Source organism: Pseudomonas sp. P1.8 (assembly GCF_001269805.1).
Taxonomy (GTDB): Bacteria; Pseudomonadota; Gammaproteobacteria; order Pseudomonadales; family Pseudomonadaceae; genus Aquipseudomonas.
The window spans coordinates 119,225-142,454 of the sequence record NZ_LHVM01000014.1 but is presented as its reverse complement, the minus strand read 5'-3'; the positions used below and the strand labels follow the sequence as shown (position 1 = coordinate 142,454).

Genomic DNA, 23,230 nt, shown 5'->3' with positions numbered 1-23,230 from the left:
GTGCTTGTATCTGTCATGTATTAAGGAGTATTACGGAAATCAGACCGCAAAAATGCGGTCGTCACTTCATACCCAACTCTAATAGCAGGCCACTGGCCAAAGTGACTCAACTCAGATTGAGGTCGCCGCTATGTCTTCGCGCAAGCCAACTACCAGCACCACCCCTTCCCCTGCTGACCCACTCATGTTCCGCCCTGAGTTGTTGCGGATACTTGGTATCACCGACAGCACCATGTATGCCTGGCTCGAAGCCGGAATCCTCGTGCGCCCAATTTCGCTCGGCCCCAACCGCTCGAACGGTAACGCTCGGCGCAATGCTTGGATTCGTGAAGAGGTGTACCAATGGATTCGCGATCAGGCCGCAAAGTCGCGCGCGCCAGCAAAGCCCGCACGCGGTGCCAGCCAGCCCGCCTGACTTTCCTACGGACAAAAGAAACCCCCAAGGAGTGCGACTTCGAAGGGGGTAAGGGTATTTCCGATGAGTAATTCTATCACGCCGGGTGTGGATATTCACAGCCTCTTCGCCCAGTACACAGCCAAGCAAAACACGGCGCCGCCTGCGCAGGTACATGCTCGACAGCCGAAAACAGACACAGCCACCGTGTCGCTGTCAGTGCCGGCCAGTGTGCTGACCACCATCGCCGCCAACGGCCTGGTGCCGAACAAGGTCATCGAGTTTGGCAAGAGTTCCATCTCGATGCTTCAGGCGGAGCAGCCTGCACCGACACCTGTGCTGTTACTGCCCAGCGACGCCGCGGAAGGAGACTTCGACACTGCTGGCGCGTTCGTCAATCACCTGCACATGTCATACGAGCAAGCCGCGATTATCCGGGAGGACACGTTGGCCGCCGCCAAGGCACTGGCCGACGGAGACTTCAAAGACGCTGAAGTGGCCACCAAGAAAGACCCCATGGTTGACCCTACGCGGGAAGGCTGGGCGCTGCTGGCGCTGTTCACCAACGAGATCGGCTTTGATGCAAGCACCCAGCGCGCCACCGTTCTAGCGGACCCCGAGTGCGCCGGCATGGGCCGCGAGGGGTTACAGCGCTGGGCGGATAGTCAGTACGGCCCGGTGTTCGGGTACACCACTGGCCGCATCATGTGCAAACAATCCGTGTCGGAAATGTGGTGGAACGGCATGTCGCAGAAGACAGCACGGATCTTCCGCAAGAAGGTTTTCGAGCCTACCAATGCGCCGGACGACTTCCACTCTGACCTGTTTAATACGTGGCACATGACACGGCGCCTGATGGCCCGCCCGGATGAGTCTGCGACCTTTGCCGACGTCAAGATATTCGATGACCACCTTATGTACATAGCGGGGAAATGCCGGACTACGGTCAACTACATTTGGGATTACCTGGCGACGGTCTATCAGAAGCCAGACGAAAAGATCCCGGTAGCGCTGGCGTTCGTATCGCCGTTCCGGGGCACAGGCAAATCCATGATCGGCGTTGCCATCAAGTGGGTGTGGGGCGCTGCATTAGTCAGGGAGGCCGGCAGCAAGGCGCTGTGGGATAACTTCGACGATGACTTCATCGACTGCGTATTCACGATCATCGAAGAACTGAAGCGCAAGTCGAAGGTCGATAGCACCGACGACCTGGGCAAGTTCAACAGACTGACGTCGGCGGTACGTACGTCACTCAACCCCAAGGGCATCCCGGCGCGTGTACGCCGCACCCCGCACCTGATCATCACGACCAACGAAATGGAATCGCTGCCGCTGGCCGTTGACGATCGCCGACTGTGCCCTGCCCTGTGCCTCGAGAAACCCAAGGACACCGCCTACTACGAACGCCTCGGTGCGTGGATTGGAAAGCTGTCACCGGGCTACGGCATCCCCAAACTGGCCGGCTACCTGGCGGCGCGTGACGTGTCCGGGTTCAAGATCGACCAGCGCCCACCGATGACCAGTGCCAAGCAACGCCTTATCGAAGACAACCTGAGCGCTCACGCCACATGGCTGCGGTCGAAGATCGAAGCCGGACTGAAACCGTTCGACAAAGACCTGGCGTACACCCGAGACCTGCTCGACGACATGAAAATGTACAAGGACGACCGGGAGTATCAAAGGCTTGAATTCTCAGAGAAAAACCTACTGCCGGCACTGCGGGAACTTCGCGAAGAGGATATGCACCTGGGTCGCGTGAATGAGTCTGCCAGCAAACCGAAGTACATGGTGCTGTGCCTGCGCAACATCTCGAAATGGCGAGCAGAACGCCCCAAGGCGTGGTTTGACTATCTGAAGACCGGGGTTCGCCCCTTTGAAGTAACGCACCCCGGAGACGAAGATGATGAATAGCATTTCCAGCACCGCTGCAGCGCTGCGTGTGGCGCAATGTAAGTTCGACGAGCTTCTCCAGATTCAGGACCTTCTGCGAGAAGAATTGCCTGCTGCACAACTCGAACTACGGCGCGCCGAACAGAGGGTCAAGCTGGTGCGGCTTCGCCGGCAGCGGGCGAAGGTAAGGCCTGTGTCGACCGAGCCCAAGGAGCACGACCATGACTAGTATATCCAGCAGCGTAACCGCACCATTGCCAGTCCGGTTCGTCCTCAACCGCTGCGTTCCCAACGAAGGCACCCAGCGCAGCGACGAGCTCGCCAGGCAGCGCGCCGCCAAGCGCAAGGCTCAGCACGAAGTCGAGATGTTGGCCCTCGAGTGGTCCAAGATCATGCTCGAGAAGACCATCCATGCGGCACTGGACCCGGCGACTGATCCGGCCTTGGCGGCGAAACTGCGCGTTCAGATCATTGACAGGGGCATTGGCCGTGTTAGGGATCAGGAGTCCGAAGAGGATGCCAAGAAAAAAAGTGGTGGTGCCGTCGAATTCCTTGAAGTGCTGGCTGCGATCTCAACGGCTGCGGCGGCGATTGAGCGCATCCCACCGGAAGCACCGCGCATCGAGCGTGACGTCGGGGGTAGCCGTACAGATGACGACCTGCAACAGCTGCTCGATGACATCGAAGGTGACGAGGGGTAGACGACCAATAAGCGACGGGGAGTAGCGTTAGCCTCCAAAACTGGTCATAAAGCACTTCGTCCCAAGTACCGCCCGATCCTTGAGCTCAAGAACATCTGCGGTGCTTACATTCGGTGTGCCTACCCAGCCTAGCGGCTCACTGTAGAAATGCATAAGACGGTCTTTCAGGAGACCAACACAGCTCGCCCTTATTTCCCGGCCAAAATCTTCTCTGATCACCACCTCAGCGAGCAAGAAGCTGGTGATCATGGGGAACCGCATCCTGTTCTTTGGAAATCTGTTTTTCAGGCTAAGGATGAAGCTCATGCCAAAGTCGCTGAAACAAACCTCTCTTACGAGATCCTGGTCACCACATTGAGCTTTCAATTCAGCCGCAACGCCCGCTACAAGCATCCTGTTTGACAGGTAAGTAAATAGAGGCCTCAGCACAACAAAATAAGCGGCCACTGCCGCCAATGTTAGCGTAATCAAACTACCATCCATTGCCGCCGCTCCATCTAGGTAAGGGCCAATTCTATCTGCTTGTTTCTCGCTATGACCACTCACTGCTACGCTTCCGGCTTCCTCGAACGGAGTCGAAGCCATGCCTGCACCCGAACACTCTCTGCCTGACGTCCTCGAACGCCTGTACAACAATCAGCTGGCGTTGGAAGCTGCGATCATGGAGCTGACGCTGCTGGTCGAGCAGCAAGGCCATGCAGAAGCTGGTGAGAACGTCCGCAGCGCCCTACAAGCGATTGGCGACAACGCTGGGCACATCAAGCAAGGGCTGGCCAAGCTGGTGCTGCAGCACCGTGAGTAATCCTTGATTTCATTGAACTCATGCAACTCCTGCGTCTACCATGGGATGCCAATTGGCCATCGCAAGGGAAGGCTTCCGCAGGTGACAGAAATTACAACCACACTAAACGATCTCGCGGCAGGCATTCCAGCTGCACTGGCGCTCTTGACACCCTACTGGGAGGGCGTAAAGGATTTTGCAAATTCAGGGTTCACAGCTTCGCTAGCAGGTGCATTCGCGGGCGCGTGGGCAGCCCAGCGGATCGCCGAGCGAGTCAAACTTCGTGAAGAATTGCAGAAGGAAATTAGAGATATAAACGCTGGGATCGTGCTGGCACTGACGACTGCAAATCTTGCGATGGCACTCAAAAAGCAACATGTGCGAGCGTTGAAAAAAGACCACGACTCAGACTGCAAAAAGCATAAAGAATATGTGAAAAAAGTCGCTGACGGCCTAGCACTCAGTCCGCTCGAACTAGCGCCGAACCTCCTAAGCCTCCAAGTGCTATCGCCTCCAGTGGCGCCACTTCAGGAAATTGTATTCAATCGTATAAGTACTGCCGGGCGAGCGGTTAGCGTTGTAACGACTGTTGCCGATGCCATCGAAAACTTGAACCATGCAATAACAAAGCGAAATGAACTGATCGAGAAAATCAAGGAAGACAATCTCCCAAAAGGCGCGACTGCTATAGGCATGTACTTGGGGCTGCCTTACGGCGATGGGCAGATCAACCAAGAATTCGGAACCTCCGTCGGGGCGATTGCGTTATACACCGACGACTTAATATTTTTCAGCCTAAAGCTGTCCGAAGACCTACGCGAACATGGCTTATTGGTAGCCGGCAAGCACAAGAAAAAACTCGGCGGGGATACTCCAGCAATTAGTCAAATTGACCTGACAATAGCAATACGAGATGACTTAGTACCCAAGGATGAAGATTACGAAAAGTGGTCATGCGGTTTTCAGGTCGCCCCAGTGAAAAAACTCGCTTGGTGGCAAAGGCCCAATAAAGTCGCGTGATAGGTTCTGCGCTGCAAAGCGGGGCGCTCTCCATCGGCGCCCTCTTCGTCTTTGCTGCACACCGGTCATTTGCCCTTCTTTCCGCCGCTCTTTCCAGCCTCGCCCTTGGGCAGTCGGTCCGGGTGGCTCTGCGGAAAGTACTCCTGCGTCTTCACCGGTTTCTTCGTCACACCATCGCGCTTGTCGATCATTTCATCACCTCATCATCAGTGCCGGATTGGCACCGGTTGTCGTTGGCACGCCATCACTGGCAACCCCAACTCTTCGCGTAACGTCACCTCCAATTCGGCCTCGTTGGGCTTTGACTGCGCAGCCCAGAGCGCAGCCCGGAAGCCTCTCAAAATTGCCCGGTTTCTGCGGCGCTGTTCGCCAGTGGCTCTGCACCGTTCGGCTTCCATCTGCAGGCTGCGGAGCAGCAGTTCGAGGCGCTGGTCCTTGGTCTGAGGCTCGGACATGGCACACCCCCCTCAATACGCCGGCCGCGTGGTCGACGAGCGCTTCATGTCATTGAAGAACTTGTCGAACTCGGCTTCGGACATATCGCTGATGTCCGACACGCTGACATGACTGCGCTCATCCGGTGCCCGTGCAGAGCCAGGCAGCGTACTGAGGCTGGTGTTCGGCTGCTTGCGCGGTTCGCGACTCGCAGGCTTGTAGCCCATCGCCTGGGCACGCTGGTAGACGTGCTCGGCTGGGTTGGTACCGTTCGCTTGGCACTGCTTTGTGAGCGTGACGAGCGCAGCAGTGCGCAACATGCCGAGCTGCTGCTCGTTAATGCCTGGGTGTTGAGCGCGCATGTTCTGCTCGACGGTTGCCATAACGTGGTCGAACGCCTGCCGGTAGTCAGGGTTCGCCGCTTCGAACCGTGCTTCCGCGTCGGAGACCACAGGGCCAAGCACAGCGGCCTCTTGCAGAACCTGCGTTTCGACCTGTTGCACTTGTGGCTGCTGTGCTGGACCGTTTTGCAGCTGCTCGAACCGAGCGTTGATCTGTGCCTCTTTGTAGTCGAGCCAGGCTTTCGGGTCCATGTCGAAATCTGGGGCTTCCGCTTCCTGCTGCGCCTGCTGTGTAGCCTGCTGCTGGGCCTGCATCTGCGCCTGCCACTGCTGCATCTGCTGGGCCTGGGCCTGAAGTTGCAGTTCGAGCGCCTGCCGCTTCTGGCGCTCTTCATGAAGCGCCGCGAGTGGCACCTTGCGGCCGCGCTGCTGGGTCTGTTCTTGCTCTGCTTCGCGGTCCAGTTCGCCCTGTGCCGTATCTTGCACATCATTAGAAACGGGAATGTCGCGCTCGGCCTCGTACTGCTGCTGATCGGCAAGATCGGCAGCGAGGTTTTCGGGCATATCATTGCCGACATCGTCCATGCCAACGCTGCCGGTTAATTCAGCAGCGAGGCTCTCACTCAAATCTTCGGTGCTCATGCTCTTGCCCCTCGCGATGGTGCACGTTCAGGTTTAGCGCTGGGCTGTGCCAGCTCGGGCTCTGGTTTTTTCGATGGATTGCGTTTGGCAAGGCCGTATCGACCCTTCAGCTCATTAGCACCGGCAGTGGTGGCGACACTTTTCGCATTGGCCTCAAGCACCTGAGTCAGTTCACGTTGCAGCCTGGCAACCTCTCTCTTATGTGCGATGGTGGCCAGGTACTCTTCGACCTCATCGGTATTGAGTGGGCGACGGCAGATCTGGTCCTGACTCCAGCCGAAGCAGCGCCCAGTACGCAAGCGGTAGCGCTCTGCACGTTGAATTTTCGTTAGCCCCTGAAGCATGACGCCCTCGGCAATAGCTGCGGTGCGAGCGTCGACTTCGCTAGGTGGGTCGAGCAGCACAGTGCCCAAGTCGAACAGTGGCGCGTCGAACACGACGACATAACCACCGTCTCTGGCGGCACGGATCTTCGCCCGCGAAAAGTCGATGTGATTAAGCTCAGCCTCGCGGCGTAGGTTTCTCAGCTCTCCGGCATCAAACATGACTGCGTTCCCCATTTTGGTTAGCCTCGTTGAGTTTGCGGTGCAGCATTTGCAGTTCGGCCTCACGGATCGCTGCTTTGCCGGGCCGGGTCGCTTCGCGCAGCTTCCGCTCTGCTGCCTGAAGCGCGCTGCGTGCAGCCGGTAGCTCGGACTCCAGAAGCCGTTCAATGCGCAACAGTTCGTCGAGCTTGGCGCGTGCAGTGGCCACTTCGGCTGCAGCGTCAGCCGCTAGTTGGTCGTTCATTTCTTACCCCCCGTCTGTTTCCAGTTGCTGGTTTGCTTGCGGTAGAGATCGATCAGCCCACGCTTGCCGCTCGCCAGGTATGGCGTGTACGCCACCTTGGCGGAACTGCGGACCTGCTTCATCAGTTTGTCCAAGGCGTCTTGGCGCTCGTCGTCATTTAAGGTTGCCCAATACTTCGTGCGTATCAGGTTTCCGGCAGCCGCGTGCATGCGAGCACCGGCCAGCTCGTTCAATTCACGCAGTTGTTCGTCGTTGAGGTCGAAGCGCTTGCTGCGCTGGCCTTGCACCTTGGACGGGACACTGAAGTGGTTTTGCATAGCCCCCGGCACCCAGCCAATGCGTGCTGCCTCAATGCGGACAGGGTCGTCGCTCGGTGTGGTTATTGGGATAGGGCCAGCACGACCAATTTGGCGCTGCGCCTCCATGAGCGGCTGACCGAAGTGGTCAGTCTTGATTGGCAGAGACTCGCGACCAAACGTCTCGCCCGGAAGGCGGTACTTGAGCTGATCAAGGAAGCGGCCCCGATCGCTGTCGCGCTGGTACGGATCGCCATAGCGACCGACGTGGCTGAGCAAGGTCATTGGTTGTGCCAGCGTGGCGCCCGTGCGAGCAAGGAAGCTTTCGCCGTAACGGTCAGGATCTGACATGGCCTGCATGACGCCGCTCAAGCCCTGAAGCCAGGTCTTGCTGGTGAAGTTGCGGCCGACTGCCTTGAAGATACTGGCGAGGCCAAGATCCTGCGTCTCAGAACCGTGTGCGATGTCGGCGGCGATACCGACCAGCGAGGCAAGCGGTTCGATGCGGTTGTACGCGTACCACTTGCCGTTGATCTTCATCGAGTACGGCTGATTCCCGGCAGCGAGCCACGCTTGGCGCTCTTTCTGATCTTCAGGACCACCACCCGACAACGTCCCATTCATGGCACCGACGGCGCCGAGGGAGATCAGCAGCGAGCCAATGCCCATGCGTGCCAGTGCTTCTTCCTGTTTGGCACCGCCAGCTTTCAGGTCGGCGCGGACCTCCTTGAAGACAGGTGCGGCAGGGCTGTGCTTGACGGCGTAGGTAATGAGGTTGGCCGGGGTTTTCAGGAACGGTATGACCAGATTCCCGGTGCCGTGGGGCAGCGAGAGACGCAGGTTGTTAACCGCCTGGGTGAGCTTGCCTGCGTTGTTGTTGAACGTGTGGAACAGCGCGGCGTCGTGGCCAGCCTCGACCAGCTCCGCAGGTGGGTTGGCGATCAGCTCCTGCACACGTTTGTGCACCGCAACTGGTCCTTGGCCTTGCAGCTCCTTAGAAGCCATGCGGTAAGCGACCGAGTGCATTTCCATGCTGTTGCTGACGTGTTTGAAAAAGGCGTCTTCAGATTGCAGCAGGCGCAGTGGGACACCCCACACGTTCTGGCCGGGGTGATCCGTGCGGTAGATCTCGGCCTTGTTGCCGCCGAATGCGTCTTCCCCAGTGCGCCAGGCTGCCACTGCACCCTTGGCACCGTTCACCGAACCTTCGAGCAGGCTCGCCAGTTGATAGGCGGATTCGCCCATGTGGGTTTCGCCAGCCCTACCACCGGTAGCGAGTCGCTTCGCGGTACCGATGCCACCGGCAAGGAGCCGGGTCGGCACCTGCAGACCGGCGGTGAACAGGTTGCTGACCACGTTCACAACATGCGTGTCTGGCGACGACAGCAGCGCAGACTTGTAGAACGTCCAGAAGGCGTCGGACCCCGAGGCGCGAGCCATCTTGTTTGCCGCTTCGACACCGCCAACGCGGGCGGCAGTAGTCAACGCATCGGCAATCGCCTTGGCACCCTGAGCACCGCCGACGGATTCCAGCATTCGGCTGGCATCCTTCATCGAGGTGACATCGGCGCGCATGGCGGACATGGCCCTACCGATCTCTGCACGGGAAGACATCACGGCCTTCTGCGTAGTGCGCAGTTCGGCAAGCGATTGCAGGAAATTGGCCTGGTCGATTTCGCCCGCCGTGCCGGTGCTGATCTTGTTGCCCAGCTCGAGGGTTTTCAGCGTCTGGTCTTTCAGCAGGCGAGTGGCGGCGACTTGCTCTTCAGCGTTGAAGGCGACCCCTACGCGATGCTTGCGCAGCTTCTCGACCGTCGTCCCAGTCAACGCGGCGAGGCGTCCGGTTTCTTCCCAACTGATGGTGCCCCGGCGTGCAGCTTCGATATCGGGTTCATCATCGCGCAGCAGTTCCAGACTCTTGTCCATCTGCGCTTGATCCATACCCATCGACCTGAACAACGGGGCGACGTCCTTACTGCCAGCGAATGATGTTGGCGCGGTGGGCGCTTGTGGTGCGGCTGGGGCGCCGCTCAGCACAGTGGCTGGCGTTGGCATGGCTGGCGGCGTGAAAGTGGGCGCGGCCTGCCCTTGTTGCTGCTGGGCTGGCATTGGCACAGGTGCCGACTGTGGTGCGGCCATGTTCGGGCGACGAAGACCAGCAGCGCCACCCATGACACCACCCAGCACCGCGCCTTGGCCCGCGGCGTTTCCGACACCTTGGGTAAGAGGGTTGCCGAGCGCGGCGTTCTGCATGACCTGTTCCTGGCTCGATTGCAGTGCTTCTTCGCCGGTCTCCATACCGGCGCCGAGACCCAACCTGGCGAGCATGCCCCGACCCGCCGTCGGGCCAGATGCGCCACTCAACATGGTGTCGATATCAGCCACGCCAAGACGATTGCCCAAGCCAGCCGATCCGGCGCCGATGATGCCTGTGAAAGCCCCAGCACCGAGTGCGGCGGCGGTCTGGCCCGGAGTCAAATCGCCTGTTTGCTGGACAGTGTTGGCGGCTTGCTGGCCGGCTGTGGCCAGCCCTTCACCCGTACCCGCCCCAACAAGTGCAGCGCGGCCAGCGTTCAGTCCTGCTGCTCTGGCACCGAGCGCAGCGCCTTTGCCAGCGACACCGCCGACCACCATGGTCGGCACAGACTCGATGACCTGACCCAAGCCATAGGCAGGGTTTTGCGCGATGGCCTTCACCGTGGGGACAAATCCCTGTGCGCTCTGCACAGCGTCACGCTCGGCGCGTGCTTGCGGGGACATTTCAGCATCGAGCACCGCACGCGCTTTTTTGGAGTCCATGCCGTGTTCGGCAAGCCACGGTGTGACCGCCCCACCAGTCAGGATGTCACCAATCCCCGCCCCTGAATCGAACAGGTTGTAAGCGCCGCGACCGACGTTGCCGCCGATGTCCGTTACCCATTGGCCTGCTGTGCGGTCGGGCAGTTGCAGTTGCGGTTGCGATTGCGATTGCGATTGCGATTGCGTTGCCATTAGCGCACCAGCTTTGGGCGCTGGTGATTCATCCGGTAGGTCGTCAAAAGACAGCCCACCGGCTTGCGGCGCAGGTGCTGGCGCTTCGTCTGGCAGGTCGTCAAAGGACAGGGCCATGGTTAGATCCCCGCAGCCTGGATCTGCGCTGGCGTGTAACCACTCTGTGTCAGTCGAGCGATCACGGCTTGCCGCGACTTACCTGCCGCGATCGCGTTTTTCGCAGCGGCCAGATCACCCGTAGGCGCGTTGGATTCACTGGCGGCTGGCTTGCGTGCCATAGGGTTCGACCCACTGCCGTGCATAAGGAGTTCGGCGCCCTGGGGTGGTGGCCTCATGGAGGCTGTGCCAGGCAGTCCGGGAACGGCGGGACCAGCACTGGCGTCGTCATTCGGCGCCACCTCACCGAGCAGACTCTGCATCGGGTCGGCCTTGGTCGGGGCGAACTGCCGGAAGGGCTTGCCGAACGGCACATAGGAGCCGGTCGCGGCGTCGAACTTGTGCCGCTGCACCATGCCGTCGCCCAATGGTTCGTCGAGCGTCATACGCGGCGTTGGAGCTTTCGGGCCAGGTGGTTGACCACCACCGCCACCGGCACCGATACGGGCTTGGGTTTGGGCGAAGTGATCTTGTTGCTGTTGCAGTTGTGCAGCACGGTGGGCTTGCAGTGCATCGCTGCTGTTCGCCTTGAGGATCGTGTCGGGATCGATACCGGCTTGCGCCAGATATTTAGCCATTGGCCCTAGCTGGCTTTGCAGATTAGGGTCAGCGAACGCCTCCTGTTGGCGCTGTTGCTGTTCAGCCTTGGCCCGTGCCTGCTGCACTTGAAAGTTTTGTGCCGCCTGTTGCTGAGCAATCATCTGTTCGCGGTACTGCTGCAGGGCTTGCGCACGTTGCATTTCGCTCATGCCCTGCAAGGCCTGGCCGATACGAGCACCGCCGTTGGGGTTGCCTGCCTGTGGACCAGAGTTCGCAAGCAGTTGAGTGCCGAGTTGGCCGAGGGGCGTATTCAGCCCACCAATCCCCTGATTTAGCATTTCCATGATGGTCGCCATACAACTATCCCCCAATCGGGCAATGCCCGGTCACTAATGCAACGGCGGTGAAGTCTTGGCCTTTTCGGCTGCGGCTTCGTCGACAAGCTGTTGATGATCCAGCCCCAGCACACTGGCGAAAGTACCGTCGCACACGGCGTTGTAGTGCTCGCTGGTTGGCTGCGCGAACGGTTCGCCGACCTGATCGCCTGCAGCGGTCAACACCGAAGCGATGGTCTTAAAAAGCGGGGTGACGTTGCTCATCGCTGCGGAACCTCTTCGGGAGTGGTCTGGGTGGGGGAACGGGTGCGTCGAGCTTTGGCACTGCGACGGGCGCGAGCGTTGGCGTGTTCCTGGGCGATCAAGGCGCGGACCTTGGCACTGAGTTCAGGAGTCAGGAGGCTGTGGTCGCGGGGCACTACTTCGAGCACACCGTCGACCTCCAGCAGGCTGTAGGCATCAAGGAAGCGAGCCATTGGCGATTTCCTCTTGCGGTAGACGGCAGGCGCAAGGGCCAGTCGAAGTCTCGCCTCTACTTCACTGAGGAACCCGACGCGGGTGCATATGAACTCAGCGAGCTGGTCCAGCGGGTAGCACAGCTGTGGGCGACCCTGGTTGCCGTCGTGGATCGGCAGCGTCGTGGGGAGTTCATGGCGGTGCTCACTGAAGAACGTCCGGTCGAGTCCGGCCAGGTCGGCCAATTGCGACAGGGTGACGACTTCGGTATGTGATGGCACTTGCGGCTTTTCCATTTTCACCTACCCCCAGGCCGGTGATTTTCTGGTACGCGCAATTATAAGATCTATTATTCCATATTGATATTGGCCAAATCTCCGTTTTTGTGGTATTAGCGAGAAATCCGACAGGCGGCATTGGCGGGGCTGGTAGAGCTGTGCTAAGCGGTTAGGGGTTTAACTCCGCGAGCCTTTAACTAGCGACGTAAGCCTCTAATAAATTTATAAATTTTTAATGGGGAAAATTAAGGGCCATAGGGTTTGGGGCTAAACCCTTGTCACTCTTACGCTTGGCACGGCGAGCTGTGGTTTGGGAATTTTTTAAAAAAATCCTCAGAATTACACTGCTGGATTAACGTGTGTGACGATGCGCCGACCACGACACCCCCTGCCACCCGGTCGACTATTTCCAACCCCCACCCCCAAGTTCCTGGCAGCCCCGAGCCAGCGGCCCTGCCGTCCTCGCTCCGGTTCGTCGAATCGTATTCAATTGGGTAAACTCTATTGACCGCACGTCGGATGACTACAGTTACGTGGCTTTCAGCCTTGTGTTCTGCGCGATTGCTTACCAGAATGATTATGTCTAGAGCCTAATGAATACAGGTGATGCCATGAACATTGGTTACATTCGGGTCAGCTCAGCGGACCAGAACACAGTCAGGCAACTTGATGGTGTGCAGCTGGATCAGGTGTTCACTGACAAGGTCAGCGGCAGCACAGTGGACAGGCCTGAGCTGCAAGCCATGCTGCGATCTGTTCGGGGTGGCGATACCCTGCACGTTCACTCTATCGACCGCCTAGCGCGCTCTCTGGCAGACCTTCTGGCACTGGTCGAGGGGCTGACTCAGCGTGGTGTCGCGGTCCAGTTCCATAAGGAGCAGCTGCTGTTCTCAGGCGAGGCAAATCCTATGCAGCAGCTCATGCTCTCCTTGCTCGGCAGCGTGGCACAGTTCGAGCGGAGCATGATCAGGGAACGGCAGCGCGAAGGTATCGCCAAAGCCAAGGAAGCCGGCGCCTACAAAGGCAGGGCGAAGACTGTGGATGATGCGGCGATCCGGCTGGCGATTGAGAATGGAGCGTCTTACCGCACAGCAGCCAAGGACCTGGGCGTGTCGTTATCGACAGTGCAGCGGGCAATGCGGGGGTGACGATAGGGCGTACTAGCTCAAGGTAGTAAACGGAGAGGCCCGGACTAGAGCGCTCCGAGCACATTTTACTAGGATGCCAAAATTCTTTACTACCTTGATAATGCCCGGAGAGGCCCGGAATAGAGCCTTTTACTACCTTTACTACCTTCACTAGGGTGTTCCTACCGCGCCAGGGTAAATATGTACACTTGTTATGTAGTAGTGCACGCCTACCACTACTACATATCTTCTTCTTTCAATCTATCTATAAAAACAAGGTAGTAAAGGTAGTAAAATGTGCTCTAAGCGCTCTACGCTGTGCCTTTCGGCTTACTACCTTCACCCTAGTAAAAGCAGCCCTCAGGGTAGTAAAGGTATTACAACCTGTGCCCTCCCCGCCCAGTCCTGAGCACCAACCTCAGAAAGTGGCATTATTGGGGGCATAATTTCACAACCATCCTTCTGAGATCCTTGTCTAGAGCCATCAGCAGATGTTCTTCGGGGATCCGGATAGCCTGGCCTAACCGGACACCTGTTCATCGATGCGAACAATTTGCGATATTTGGGCTTCTTCGAGTGCTCGAGATTAATTTGACCACTCGAAGAACATTCCACGTCACGAGCAAGTATGAGGCAAGACGTATTTCACGATATAACGCTCTGCCTGCACCTCCATTTCAACCTCTGCGCCCATCATCAGCGGGTAATTGTCTGGGACATGCCCGGCCGGAAAAGCAAATATTTTAGGGATTTTATATTTTTCCGTAATCTGATGGATCAAGTTATAGGCAGTTTCGTCGAAATCCGACTTCGTGCCGCCCATGTCTCGCATGGAACCTATGATAATACCTTTGATTTTAGCCAATGCACCCGACGTTTCCAGTGTTTGCATTTGTCGATCGATTCTATAATAAGCATTTTCTCCAACATCTTCCAAAAACAATATTGCCCCCTCATAATCGAAGTCGTAGCGTGTTCCGGAAAGTGCCCCCACAATAGTCTGGTTTCCGCCAACCAGTCGCCCCTTGGCTTTGCCTGTTTGATTCAGTTTATGTGAAATCATCTCGTACGCAGGCGCACTGCCTTTCAAAATATCAAAGATCTTGCCGTAGGCAGACGCCGGCGGAGCAACGCCATTACTCAGCGTTCGCACAACGTTGTGCCCATGGATCGTAGCGATACCGTGGCGGTTGAACGCACTGTGCAGGTAGGTGATATCGGAATAACCAATCAGCCATTTGGGATTTTTACAAATCCCACTCAAATTCAACCCGTCGAGCAACTGCACACATCCATAACCACCGCGGGTTAACCAGATAGCTTCTATATCCGGGTCATCGCATGCCCATTGTAAATCTGCCAACCTTTGCTGCGGAGTTCCTGCATAGGCGTAATGATTGTCGTATCTCTCAAAACAATTTTTTGAATATACAGAAACATAGCCCTGTTCTTTGATCATCGCAGCAACGTGATCCAGAAAAGCAGGATTGGTCAAATAACCCGCCGGTGAAACTATAGCAATTTTGCTTCCGCCTTTAAGGGGGTTTGGAAATCTCGTGTACTTCATAACTACCTCTCTAGTTGTCGAACATTGATTCAACATACCAGAGCCACTTGAAAACCACTTTCATAAGTTATCGATAAATTATTTCGAAAACTTCACCCTCTCAACTTCAGCAGTTAATCAACAATCCAATGCAACACTCATTAGCCTTGAATGAGAAATTCTTCGGCGAACTACCGGCCCTGCTCAATGGCCAACTGGCTGCCCCCACCTGAAGACGCCGAATTCTCACTGTACTTCCGAGCCTATTGGCCACAAGCTGACGCCCTCGACGGCGCTTGGCCCCACCGGCCGTGGAGCAAAACAATTGATAAGGACTTCGACGATGAACGCAGCCAGCAAAACGCTGACCGCACTGGCATTGGCCGTTTCGGTCAGCCTCGGCGCCCAGGCCGCCACGCATTATGAACAACTGGCCGACCTGCCTTTCGCTGGCGGTTATCCAACCCTGGAAGGCGTGGCTCAGCTCAAGAACGAGCTGTTTTTCCAGCGCGCCGTGCAGTCCTACATCTGGGCACTGCCGGCACTGAACATGTACGCCATGAAGGAAGGCTCGGAAAAAACCTTCGGCGCGGGCTACAACGTACTGCCGATCTGGAAAGACCGGCTCAACGCCAAGACCCTGGTAACCACACCGAACTCCGACGTGATCTATGCCATGGGCTATCTGGACCTGAAGCAGGACGGCCCGATGGTGATTGAAGTGCCGCCGGGAATGCAGGGCATTCTCGACGACTTCTTCCAGCGCCCGATCTGCTCCGAAGGCCCGATCGAAGGCCGCCATTGGTGCGGCGATGTCGGCCTGCCCGGCCCGGACAAAGGCAAGGGTGCCAAGTATCTGGTGCTGCCACCGGATTACAACGGTGAAGTGCCTCGTGGCTACCTGACCTACCGTTCGCGCACTTACAACGTGTTTGTGTTCTGGCGCGGTTTCTTCAAGGACCCGAAACAGCTGGAAGCCCCGGTCAAGCTCATGGAGCAGACGCGCATCTATCCACTGGGTAAAGAAGCCACAGCCAAAAAGATGGAGTTTCCGAACGCCTCGAAAACGCCGATCAATATGCTCTATCCCACCGATGGCAGCGCGTTCGACATGCTTTCGCGGTTTATTGACCATGAATATGTCGATTCGCAAGACATGGAAATGCGCGGCATGCTTGCCGCCTTGGGCATCATCAAGGGCAAGCCGTTCCAGCCAGATGCAGCGACCCGCGACCTGCTCGACAAGGCCGCTAAAACCGCGAGCAAGATGGGGCACGCCACCTCTTACACACCCCAAACCATCGTCACCAATGGCACGTGGTACCCGGACCGCAAGTGGCTGAACGTCTTCCCGGGCAATGCCACGTTCACTGCCGACACCTTCAACTACATCGACCCGCGCACCGGTTTCTTCACCAATGCCTACTCGGCCAGCCCGGGCATGGCGGTAAACATGGAGAACGTCGGCGCCAAGTACCCGGCCACCTTCGTCGACGCCAAGGGCGAGTTCCTCTCGGGCAGCAACGCCTACACACTGAACCTGCCCAAAGGCATCCCTGCGGCGTTATTCTGGTCGGTGACGGTGTATGACTCGATCACCGCGTCTGGCGTGGACAACGGCCAGCCGTTCCCGTCGTTGAACGCGATGGACAAACCTCTGGTGAATGCCGACGGCTCGATTGACCTGCACTTCGGGCCGGATTCACCGGGTGAAGGCAAGAACTGGATTCGCACCTTGCCGGGCAAAGGCTTCTTCGTGATCCTGCGCCTGTATGGCCCGACCAAGGCTTTCTTCGACAAGGAGTGGAAGCCTGGAGACCTGCAGAAACAGTAACCATCAATGCAACTTGGCGATATGGGCGCAGGCGCGCTCATATCATTTCTGAGTCAAGGACTGCGCAAAGATGCCTTCTGGTTATCGTCAGTCGCAAAACTGTCACTAGCCGACCAGCTTGCCGCTCCAAACCCCTGCACGCCCAAGGCAGACAACGCGTTGGCGCGCCAACGTCCTAGAAGTCCGAGCAGCCATTCATGTTGTGCTCATACAGCCAGGTGTCCGGGCGCTCGCGCGTCCAGTCCGGCCGCGCATCCACTGCACCAAACAGGTTTTAGGCTGCTGCAGGTAAAGGAAGTGATTGTCACCCGCGGTCGTCGCCAGCCCCGCCGCGCTGGCGCAGTTACCACCGAATGCACAGCCATAGAGATTGGCCAGACGCCCGGAGCCGAGCAGCCCGCCACGGTTCTCGCCAATCCAGGTGTTGGCCCAGATTTGCCAGAAGGTGCTGGCCGAGATCGTTTGCCCGACGCGGTTCTGCAAGCGCCCTCCCGTCACCAGGACGCAGCCATTGCGCGAGATGGCTAGCAGTTGCTATGAGGTCAGTGTGCCGCTGTCGCCCTGGCTGATTTGGCTGCGTTTGTGATTGCAGGGTGCAATTGTCATCAGCCTGCTTGATGGTTTTTCAGCAAAAGGTGCAGGCTAGGCGGCTTGATCACGTCTTATATCATTCCGAATGATAGTTACCTTCGCCCCATTCGATTCGTGACATACCAACCCTCCGCGCATCATTCGCCAATCTCAACACATTGGCGGATGCATCCATGGAACAGTCACTCAAACATTTGCGCTTCCCGTTGGCCTTGTTGGCCGTACTGGTGATGAGCGCTTGCGGCAAGGCGCCGGAAACTGCCGCCACAATGCCGGCCGCCAAGGTCAGTGTGGCCAGGGTGCTGGAGCAACCGGTCAACGAGTGGGATGAATTCACCGGACGCCTCGAAGCACCGGAAACCGTCGAGATTCGCCCACGGGTCTCCGGCCAGATCGATGAAGTGGCGTTCACTGAAGGCGCACTGGTCAAGAAAGGTGACCTGCTGTTCCAGATCGATCCTCGCCCGTTCCAGGCTGAGGTCCGCCGCCTCGAAGCACTGGTCGCCCAATCCCGCGCCAACGCCACCCGCAGTGAAAACGAAGCCCAGCGCGGTGAGCGCCTGCGCACCAGCAATGCCATCTCCGCGGAGCTGGCTGATTCGCGTACCAGCGCTGCACAAGAAGCACGCGCCGCTGTAGGCGCCCTGCAAGCGCAGCTGGATCTGGCCAAGCTAAACCTGAGTTTCACCCGCGTCACCGCACCGATCAGCGGCCGGGTCAGCCGCGCCGAAATCACCGCCGGCAACCTGGTGACCGCCGACACCACGCCACTGACCAGCGTCGTCTCCACCGACAAGGTCTACGCCTACTTCGATGCTGACGAGCGTGTGTTCCTCAAGTACACACAACTCGCTCGCCAGGGCAAACGCGGCGCCACCACCCCGGTTTACATGGGGCTGTCCAACGAAGATGGCAACCCGCACCAGGGCGTCATGAACTTCGTCGACAACCAGGTCAACCCGAAGACCGGCACCATCCGTGGGCGCGCCGTGTTCGACAACAGTGATGGCAGCTACACCCCGGGCCTGTACGCACGCTTGAAATTGGTGGGCAGCGGCACCTATAGCGCCATGCTGATCAACGACGAAGCGGTCGGCACCGATCTGGGCAAGAAGTTCGTGCTGGTGATGGACAGCGACAACAACACCGCTTACCGCGCAGTAGAGCTGGGTCCGAAGATCGAAGGCTTGCGCATCGTACGTAACGGTCTGAACAAGGACGACACCATTATCGTCAAGGGTCTGCAACGGGTACGCCCGGGTTCACCGGTCACCCCTGAAGTGATTCCGATGGCCAGCGAACAAACCCTCGCGGCCCTCGCACAACAACGCCAAGCGCTGGAAGCCAGCAATCTTCCCCAAGTCGCGCCTGCCAGGGTCACGCCGGGTACGGTTGTGAAACTGGCTGCCACGACCCCACGCGATTAAGGGATTTTTACGATGAATTTTTCCCAATTCTTTATTTCGCGGCCGATCTTCGCAGCGGTACTGTCGCTGCTGATCCTGATCGCCGGTGCGATCTCGCTGTTCCAGCTGCCGATCAGCGAATACCCGGAAGTGGTGCCGCCGACCGTTGTAGTGCGCGCCAACTTCCCGGGGGCCAACCCTAAAGTCATCGGTGAAACCGTGGCCGCGCCACTGGAGCAAGCCATCACCGGCGTCGAGAACATGCTGTACATGTCCTCGCAATCCACCGCTGACGGCAAGATCACCCTGACCATCACCTTCGCGTTGGGCACTGACCTGGACAACGCTCAGGTACAGGTGCAGAACCGCGTGACCCGCACCGAGCCGAAGCTTCCCGAGGAAGTGACGCGCATCGGTATCACCGTGGACAAGGCCTCGCCCGACCTGACGATGGTGGTGCACCTGACCTCGCCGGACAAACGCTACGACATGCTGTACCTGTCCAATTACGCGATCCTGAACATCAAGGATGAGCTGGCGCGGCTGGGTGGCGTCGGTGACGTACAGCTGTTCGGCATGGGCGATTACTCGCTGCGTGTGTGGCTCGACCCGAACAAGACCGCGTCGCGCAATTTGACCGCCACCGATGTGGTCACCGCGATTCGTGAACAAAACCGTCAGGTGGCGGCCGGCGCACTAGGTGCGCCCCCTGCCCCGAATGCGCAAAGTTTCCAGCTGTCGGTCAACACCCAAGGCCGTCTGGTCAACGAGGAAGAGTTCGAGAACATCATCATTCGCGCAGGCGACAACGGTGAAATCACTCGCCTCAAAGACATCGCTCGCGTTGAGCTGGGTTCCAGCCAGTACGCCTTGCGTTCCTTGCTGAACAACCAACCCGCCGTGGCAATCCCGATCTTCCAGCGTCCTGGCTCCAACGCCATCGAGATCTCCAACGAAGTTCGGGCAAAAATGGCCGAGCTTAAAAAGAACTTCCCGGAAGGCATGGACTTCAGCATCGTCTATGACCCGACGATCTTCGTGCGCGGCTCCATCGAGGCGGTGGTTCACACCCTCTTCGAAGCACTGATCCTCGTGGTGCTCGTGGTGATCCTGTTCCTGCAGACCTGGCGTGCCTCGATCATTCCACTGGTGGCCGTACCGGTTTCCCTGATCGGTACCTTTGCCGTGATGCATCTGTTTGGCTTTTCGCTCAACGCCTTGTCGCTGTTCGGCCTGGTACTGGCGATCGGTATCGTGGTGGACGACGCCATCGTGGTGGTGGAGAACGTCGAACGAAACATCGAACTCGGCTTGACCCCGGTTGAAGCCACCAAGCGCGCCATGCGTGAAGTGACAGGTCCCATCATTGCGACAGCTCTGGTGCTGTGTGCGGTGTTTGTTCCGGCGGCGTTCATCTCCGGGTTGACCGGGCAGTTCTACAAACAGTTCGCCCTCACCATCGCCATCTCCACCGTGATTTCGGCCTTCAACTCTCTGACCTTGTCGCCAGCCTTGGCCGCGGTGCTGCTCAAGGGCCATGACGCACCGAAAGACCGTTTCTCCAAAGTGCTGGACAAGATGTTCGGTGGCTGGTTGTTCCGTCCGTTCAACCGCTTCTTTGAAAAGGCCAGCCATGGTTATGTCGGCACCGTCGCCCGCGTGATCCGCTCCAGCGGCATCGCCCTGCTGCTGTATGCCGGCCTGATGGTCCTGACCTTCTTCGGTTTCTCCAGCACCCCGACCGGTTTCGTCCCCGGCCAGGACAAGCAATACCTGGTGGCCTTCGCGCAATTGCCGGACGCTTCGAGCCTGGACCGTACCGAAGACGTGATCAAGCGCATGTCTGACCTGGCGCTGAAGCAGCCTGGCGTGGAAAGCGCGGTGGCCTTTCCTGGTCTGTCGATCAACGGTTTCACCAACAGCCCGAACGCCGGCATTGTGTTCGTGACGCTCAAACCGTTCGACGAACGTAAAGACCCTAGCATGTCCGCAGGGGCCATTGCCGGTGCCTTGAACGGCCAATTCGCGGACATCCAGGAAGCCTACATGGCGATATTCCCGCCGCCGCCGGTACAAGGCCTGGGCACCATCGGTGGTTTCCGCCTGCAAATCGAAGACCGGGGCAACCTGGGCTACGAAGAGCTGTACAAAGAAACCATGAACATCATCAACAAGAGCCATAACGTGCCGGAACTGGCCGGGTTGTTTACCAGCTATACGGTCAACGTGCCTCAAGTCGATGCAGCGATCGACCGCGAGAAAGCCAAGACCCACGGCGTGGCCGTCAGCGACATCTTCGACACCCTGCAGATCTACCTGGGTTCGCTGTATGCCAACGACTTCAACCGCTTCGGTCGCACCTATCAGGTCAACGTTCAGGCCGAGCAGCAGTTCCGCCTCGAATCCGACCAGATCGGCCAGCTGAAAGTGCGTAACAACAAAGGCGAGATGATCCCGCTGGCAACCTTCATCAAGGTCAGCGACACCTCAGGCCCCGACCGCGTGATGCACTACAACGGCTTCATCACCGCTGAAATCAACGGCGCGGCCGCCCCCGGCTACAGCTCCGGCCAGGCCGAAAAAGCCATCGAGAAACTGCTCAAGGAAGAACTGCCCAACGGCATGACCTACGAATGGACCGACCTGACCTACCAGCAGATCCTGTCCGGCAACACCGCGCTGTTCGTGTTCCCGCTTTGTGTGCTGCTGGCGTTCCTGGTACTGGCGGCTCAATACGAAAGCTGGAGCCTGCCGCTGGCGGTGATCCTGATCGTACCGATGACGCTGCTGTCGGCCATTACCGGGGTGATTGCTTCCGGTGGCGACAACAACATCTTTACCCAGATCGGTTTGATCGTACTGGTGGGGCTCGCCTGTAAGAACGCGATTTTGATCGTCGAGTTTGCCAAGGATAAACAGCTGGAAGGCATGAACCCGCTGGCTGCGGTACTGGAAGCCTGCCGTCTGCGTCTGCGGCCGATCCTGATGACCTCCTTCGCGTTCATCATGGGTGTTGTGCCACTGGTTTTCTCCAGCGGTGCCGGTGCCGAAATGCGTCATGCCATGGGTGTGGCGGTGTTCTCCGGGATGCTCGGGGTGACTTTCTTCGGTCTGTTGCTGACGCCGGTGTTCTATGTACTGATCCGTAACTTCGTCGAGCGCGGACAAGCGCGCAAGGCCGCCCGCGCCCTGAAGGTGGAGTCGCAACAATGAGTCTGAAAGCCTTTCTGCCGAGCCTGTTGGTACTGGCGCTGAGCGCCTGTGCCGTCGGACCGGACTACAAGACCCCAGCCACCGAGCCGGCCAATATCACCACGGCCACCGACGGCGCCGCTGGCCAGAAAAACTTCGACCGCTCGCGTTTTGAAGGCATCTGGTGGCAGCAGTTCGAAGACCCGACCCTCAACCAGTTGGTGCTCGAGTCGCTCAAAGGCAACCGTGATTTGCGCATCGCCTTTGCTCGCTGGAAAGCGGCACGGGCGATCCGTGACGACGTCAGCAACGACGCCATGCCGACCATTACCAGCCGGGTCAGCAGTGACTTGGGCAAGGGACAGATTCCGGGTCAGACCACCGACCGGGTCAATAGCGAACGCTACGACCTGGGTCTGGACATGGCCTGGGAAATCGATCTGTTCGGCCGTATCCAGCGCAACCTGGAATCGGCCAACGCCGAACAGCAAGCCTTCGAGGCCGATCTGTACCAGCTGCAAGTCACGATGATTGCCGAGCTGGTGGACGCTTACGGTCAACTGCGGGGCGCACAACTGCGGGAAAAAATCGCCCTGGCCAACCTGCAGAACCAGCAGGCCTCACGCAAGATCACCATCAGCCTGCGCGATGCCGGCGTGGGCGATCAGCTCGATGTCGAGCGCGCCGATGCGCGACTGGCGTCGGTTGAGGCCAGTGTGCCGCAACTGCAGGCCGAACAGGTTCGGCAGAAAAACCGTATTGCCACCCTGCTGGGTGAACGTCCGGACAAGCTGACCGTGGACCTGAGCCCCAAAGACCTGCCGGCGATTGCCAAGGCCCTGCCGATTGGCGACCCGGGTGAACTGCTGCAACGTCGTCCGGACATTCTCAGCGCCGAACGCCAACTGGCTTCGGCGACGGCGCGGATCGGCGTGGCCAAGGCGGATCTGTTCCCTCGGGTGAGCCTCAGCGGGTTCCTTGGGTTCACCGCCGGACGCGGTTCGCAGATCGGCTCCTCGGCGGCCAACGCCTGGGCGCTTGGCCCGAGCATCACCTGGGCGGCGTTTGACCTGGGCAGTGTGCGCGCCCGATTGCGCGGTGCCGATGCCGATGCCGAAGGCGCTTTGGCGACCTACGAGCAACACGTGTTGCTGGCCCTGGAAGAATCGGAAAACGCTTTCAGCGACTACAACAAACGCCAACAACGCCTCATTTCGTTGATTCGTCAGAGCGAATCCAGCCGGTCCGCTGCCGATCTGGCTGAAATTCGCTACCGCGAAGGCACTGCCGACTTCCTGGTGTTGCTCGACGCCCAGCGTGAACGCCTGGCGGCCGAAGACACGCAAGCCCAGGCCGAAGTCGATCTGTATCGCGGCATCGTCGCGATCTACAAGGCCCTCGGCGGCGGCTGGCAACCGGAGACGGTGGCCAGCAAGTAACAGCTTTTAAAGTGCTCCGTTGGTTGGCCGCAACCCACCAACTTCTTTGC

General features: G+C 58.5%; 22 protein-coding genes. 11 read left to right on the top strand and 11 right to left on the bottom strand.

The annotated features are described in order from the left end of the window. The first annotated feature begins 184 nt into the window (after positions 1-184). The 4 genes from AD668_RS15175 (at position 185) to AD668_RS15160 (ending at position 2,985) form a co-directional block, all read left to right on the top strand. Positions 185-415, top strand: coding sequence for an AlpA family transcriptional regulator (locus AD668_RS15175; RefSeq protein ID WP_156322347.1), 231 nt, complete (start codon positions 185-187; stop codon positions 413-415). A gap of 63 nt (positions 416-478) precedes the next feature. Then, positions 479-2,305 (top strand): primase-helicase family protein, encoded by a 1,827-nt coding sequence (locus AD668_RS15170; RefSeq protein ID WP_053160136.1) that lies wholly within the window; start codon positions 479-481, stop codon positions 2,303-2,305. Next, on the top strand, positions 2,298-2,513 hold the full coding sequence (locus AD668_RS15165; protein WP_156322346.1) for a hypothetical protein: 216 nt from the start codon (positions 2,298-2,300) through the stop codon (positions 2,511-2,513). The genes AD668_RS15170 and AD668_RS15165 overlap by 8 nt, the downstream gene beginning before the upstream one ends. Then, a complete protein-coding gene (locus AD668_RS15160) occupies positions 2,506-2,985 on the top strand; it encodes a hypothetical protein (protein WP_053160133.1) in 480 nt (159 codons plus the stop codon). Before AD668_RS15165 ends, AD668_RS15160 begins: the two co-directional genes overlap by 8 nt. A 27-nt stretch (positions 2,986-3,012) precedes the next feature. On the opposite strand, the gene AD668_RS15155 is transcribed toward AD668_RS15160, so the two are convergent. Continuing rightward, the gene (locus tag AD668_RS15155) at positions 3,013-3,570 is read right to left on the bottom strand and encodes a hypothetical protein (protein ID WP_156322345.1); all 558 of its coding nucleotides are present in this window, start codon (positions 3,568-3,570) and stop codon (positions 3,013-3,015) included. On the opposite strand from AD668_RS15155, the gene AD668_RS15150 reads away from it, so the two are divergent. Both AD668_RS15150 and AD668_RS15145 read left to right on the top strand, forming a co-directional pair. Continuing rightward, the gene (locus tag AD668_RS15150) at positions 3,569-3,787 is read left to right on the top strand and encodes a hypothetical protein (protein WP_053160129.1); all 219 of its coding nucleotides are present in this window, start codon (positions 3,569-3,571) and stop codon (positions 3,785-3,787) included. The two genes, AD668_RS15155 and AD668_RS15150, sit on opposite strands and share 2 nt — an antisense overlap. 3 nt (positions 3,788-3,790) lie before the next feature. Then, positions 3,791-4,786, top strand: a complete 996-nt coding sequence (locus tag AD668_RS15145) for a hypothetical protein (RefSeq protein ID WP_156322344.1) — start codon at positions 3,791-3,793, stop codon at positions 4,784-4,786. A gap of 65 nt (positions 4,787-4,851) precedes the next feature. On the opposite strand, the gene AD668_RS29980 is transcribed toward AD668_RS15145, so the two are convergent. The 8 genes from AD668_RS29980 to AD668_RS29495 form a co-directional block, all read right to left on the bottom strand. Beyond that, positions 4,852-4,977 carry a hypothetical protein gene (locus AD668_RS29980; protein ID WP_256220670.1) on the bottom strand — a complete coding sequence of 42 codons (126 nt, stop codon included), beginning with the start codon at positions 4,975-4,977 and terminating at the stop codon, positions 4,852-4,854. Between the two features lie 276 nt (positions 4,978-5,253). Next, on the bottom strand, positions 5,254-6,204 hold the full coding sequence (locus AD668_RS15135; protein WP_053160123.1) for a hypothetical protein: 951 nt from the start codon (positions 6,202-6,204) through the stop codon (positions 5,254-5,256). Beyond that, the gene (locus AD668_RS15130) at positions 6,201-6,749 is read right to left on the bottom strand and encodes a hypothetical protein (RefSeq protein ID WP_156322343.1); all 549 of its coding nucleotides are present in this window, start codon (positions 6,747-6,749) and stop codon (positions 6,201-6,203) included. Before AD668_RS15130 ends, AD668_RS15135 begins: the two co-directional genes overlap by 4 nt. After that, entirely contained in the window at positions 6,742-6,993 is a 252-nt protein-coding gene (locus AD668_RS15125) for a hypothetical protein (protein WP_053160120.1), read from the bottom strand. The genes AD668_RS15130 and AD668_RS15125 overlap by 8 nt, the downstream gene beginning before the upstream one ends. After that, a complete protein-coding gene (locus AD668_RS15120; protein WP_053160118.1) occupies positions 6,990-10,397 on the bottom strand; it encodes a hypothetical protein in 3,408 nt (1,135 codons plus the stop codon). Before AD668_RS15120 ends, AD668_RS15125 begins: the two co-directional genes overlap by 4 nt. 2 nt (positions 10,398-10,399) lie before the next feature. Next, positions 10,400-11,320, bottom strand: a complete 921-nt coding sequence (locus AD668_RS15115) for a hypothetical protein (RefSeq protein ID WP_156322342.1) — start codon at positions 11,318-11,320, stop codon at positions 10,400-10,402. Positions 11,321-11,365: 45 nt separating this feature from the next. Next, positions 11,366-11,575 carry a hypothetical protein gene (locus tag AD668_RS15110; RefSeq protein WP_053160114.1) on the bottom strand — a complete coding sequence of 70 codons (210 nt, stop codon included), beginning with the start codon at positions 11,573-11,575 and terminating at the stop codon, positions 11,366-11,368. Then, positions 11,572-12,063 carry a hypothetical protein gene (locus AD668_RS29495; RefSeq protein ID WP_156322341.1) on the bottom strand — a complete coding sequence of 164 codons (492 nt, stop codon included), beginning with the start codon at positions 12,061-12,063 and terminating at the stop codon, positions 11,572-11,574. The genes AD668_RS15110 and AD668_RS29495 overlap by 4 nt, the downstream gene beginning before the upstream one ends. Positions 12,064-12,656: 593 nt before the next feature. Here AD668_RS29495 and AD668_RS15100 point away from each other — a divergent pair. Then, a complete protein-coding gene (locus tag AD668_RS15100) occupies positions 12,657-13,193 on the top strand; it encodes a recombinase family protein (RefSeq protein WP_053160110.1) in 537 nt (178 codons plus the stop codon). Between the two features lie 595 nt (positions 13,194-13,788). Here AD668_RS15100 and AD668_RS15095 read toward each other — a convergent pair. Continuing rightward, positions 13,789-14,739: an LD-carboxypeptidase gene (locus AD668_RS15095; RefSeq protein ID WP_053160108.1), complete on the bottom strand. Its 951-nt coding sequence runs from the start codon at positions 14,737-14,739 to the stop codon at positions 13,789-13,791. A gap of 322 nt (positions 14,740-15,061) precedes the next feature. Between AD668_RS15095 and AD668_RS15090 the strand changes: the two genes are divergently transcribed. Continuing rightward, positions 15,062-16,552: a DUF1254 domain-containing protein gene (locus AD668_RS15090; protein ID WP_053160106.1), complete on the top strand. Its 1,491-nt coding sequence runs from the start codon at positions 15,062-15,064 to the stop codon at positions 16,550-16,552. Positions 16,553-16,747: 195 nt separating this feature from the next. On the opposite strand, the gene AD668_RS15085 is transcribed toward AD668_RS15090, so the two are convergent. Next, positions 16,748-17,035 carry a hypothetical protein gene (locus AD668_RS15085; RefSeq protein WP_053160105.1) on the bottom strand — a complete coding sequence of 96 codons (288 nt, stop codon included), beginning with the start codon at positions 17,033-17,035 and terminating at the stop codon, positions 16,748-16,750. 281 nt (positions 17,036-17,316) lie between these two features. Here AD668_RS15085 and mexE point away from each other — a divergent pair, with 281 nt between their 5' ends. The 3 genes from mexE to AD668_RS15070 are packed head-to-tail and all read left to right on the top strand — an operon-like array spanning position 17,317 to position 23,180. Further along, complete coding sequence (gene mexE, locus AD668_RS15080; protein ID WP_053160103.1) at positions 17,317-18,570, top strand: multidrug efflux RND transporter periplasmic adaptor subunit MexE; 1,254 nt, start codon at positions 17,317-17,319, stop codon at positions 18,568-18,570. A gap of 12 nt (positions 18,571-18,582) precedes the next feature. Beyond that, positions 18,583-21,762, top strand: coding sequence for an efflux RND transporter permease subunit (locus tag AD668_RS15075; protein WP_053160100.1), 3,180 nt, complete (start codon positions 18,583-18,585; stop codon positions 21,760-21,762). Further along, a complete protein-coding gene (locus AD668_RS15070) occupies positions 21,759-23,180 on the top strand; it encodes an efflux transporter outer membrane subunit (protein ID WP_053160098.1) in 1,422 nt (473 codons plus the stop codon). Before AD668_RS15075 ends, AD668_RS15070 begins: the two co-directional genes overlap by 4 nt. Positions 23,181-23,230 lie beyond the last annotated feature (50 nt).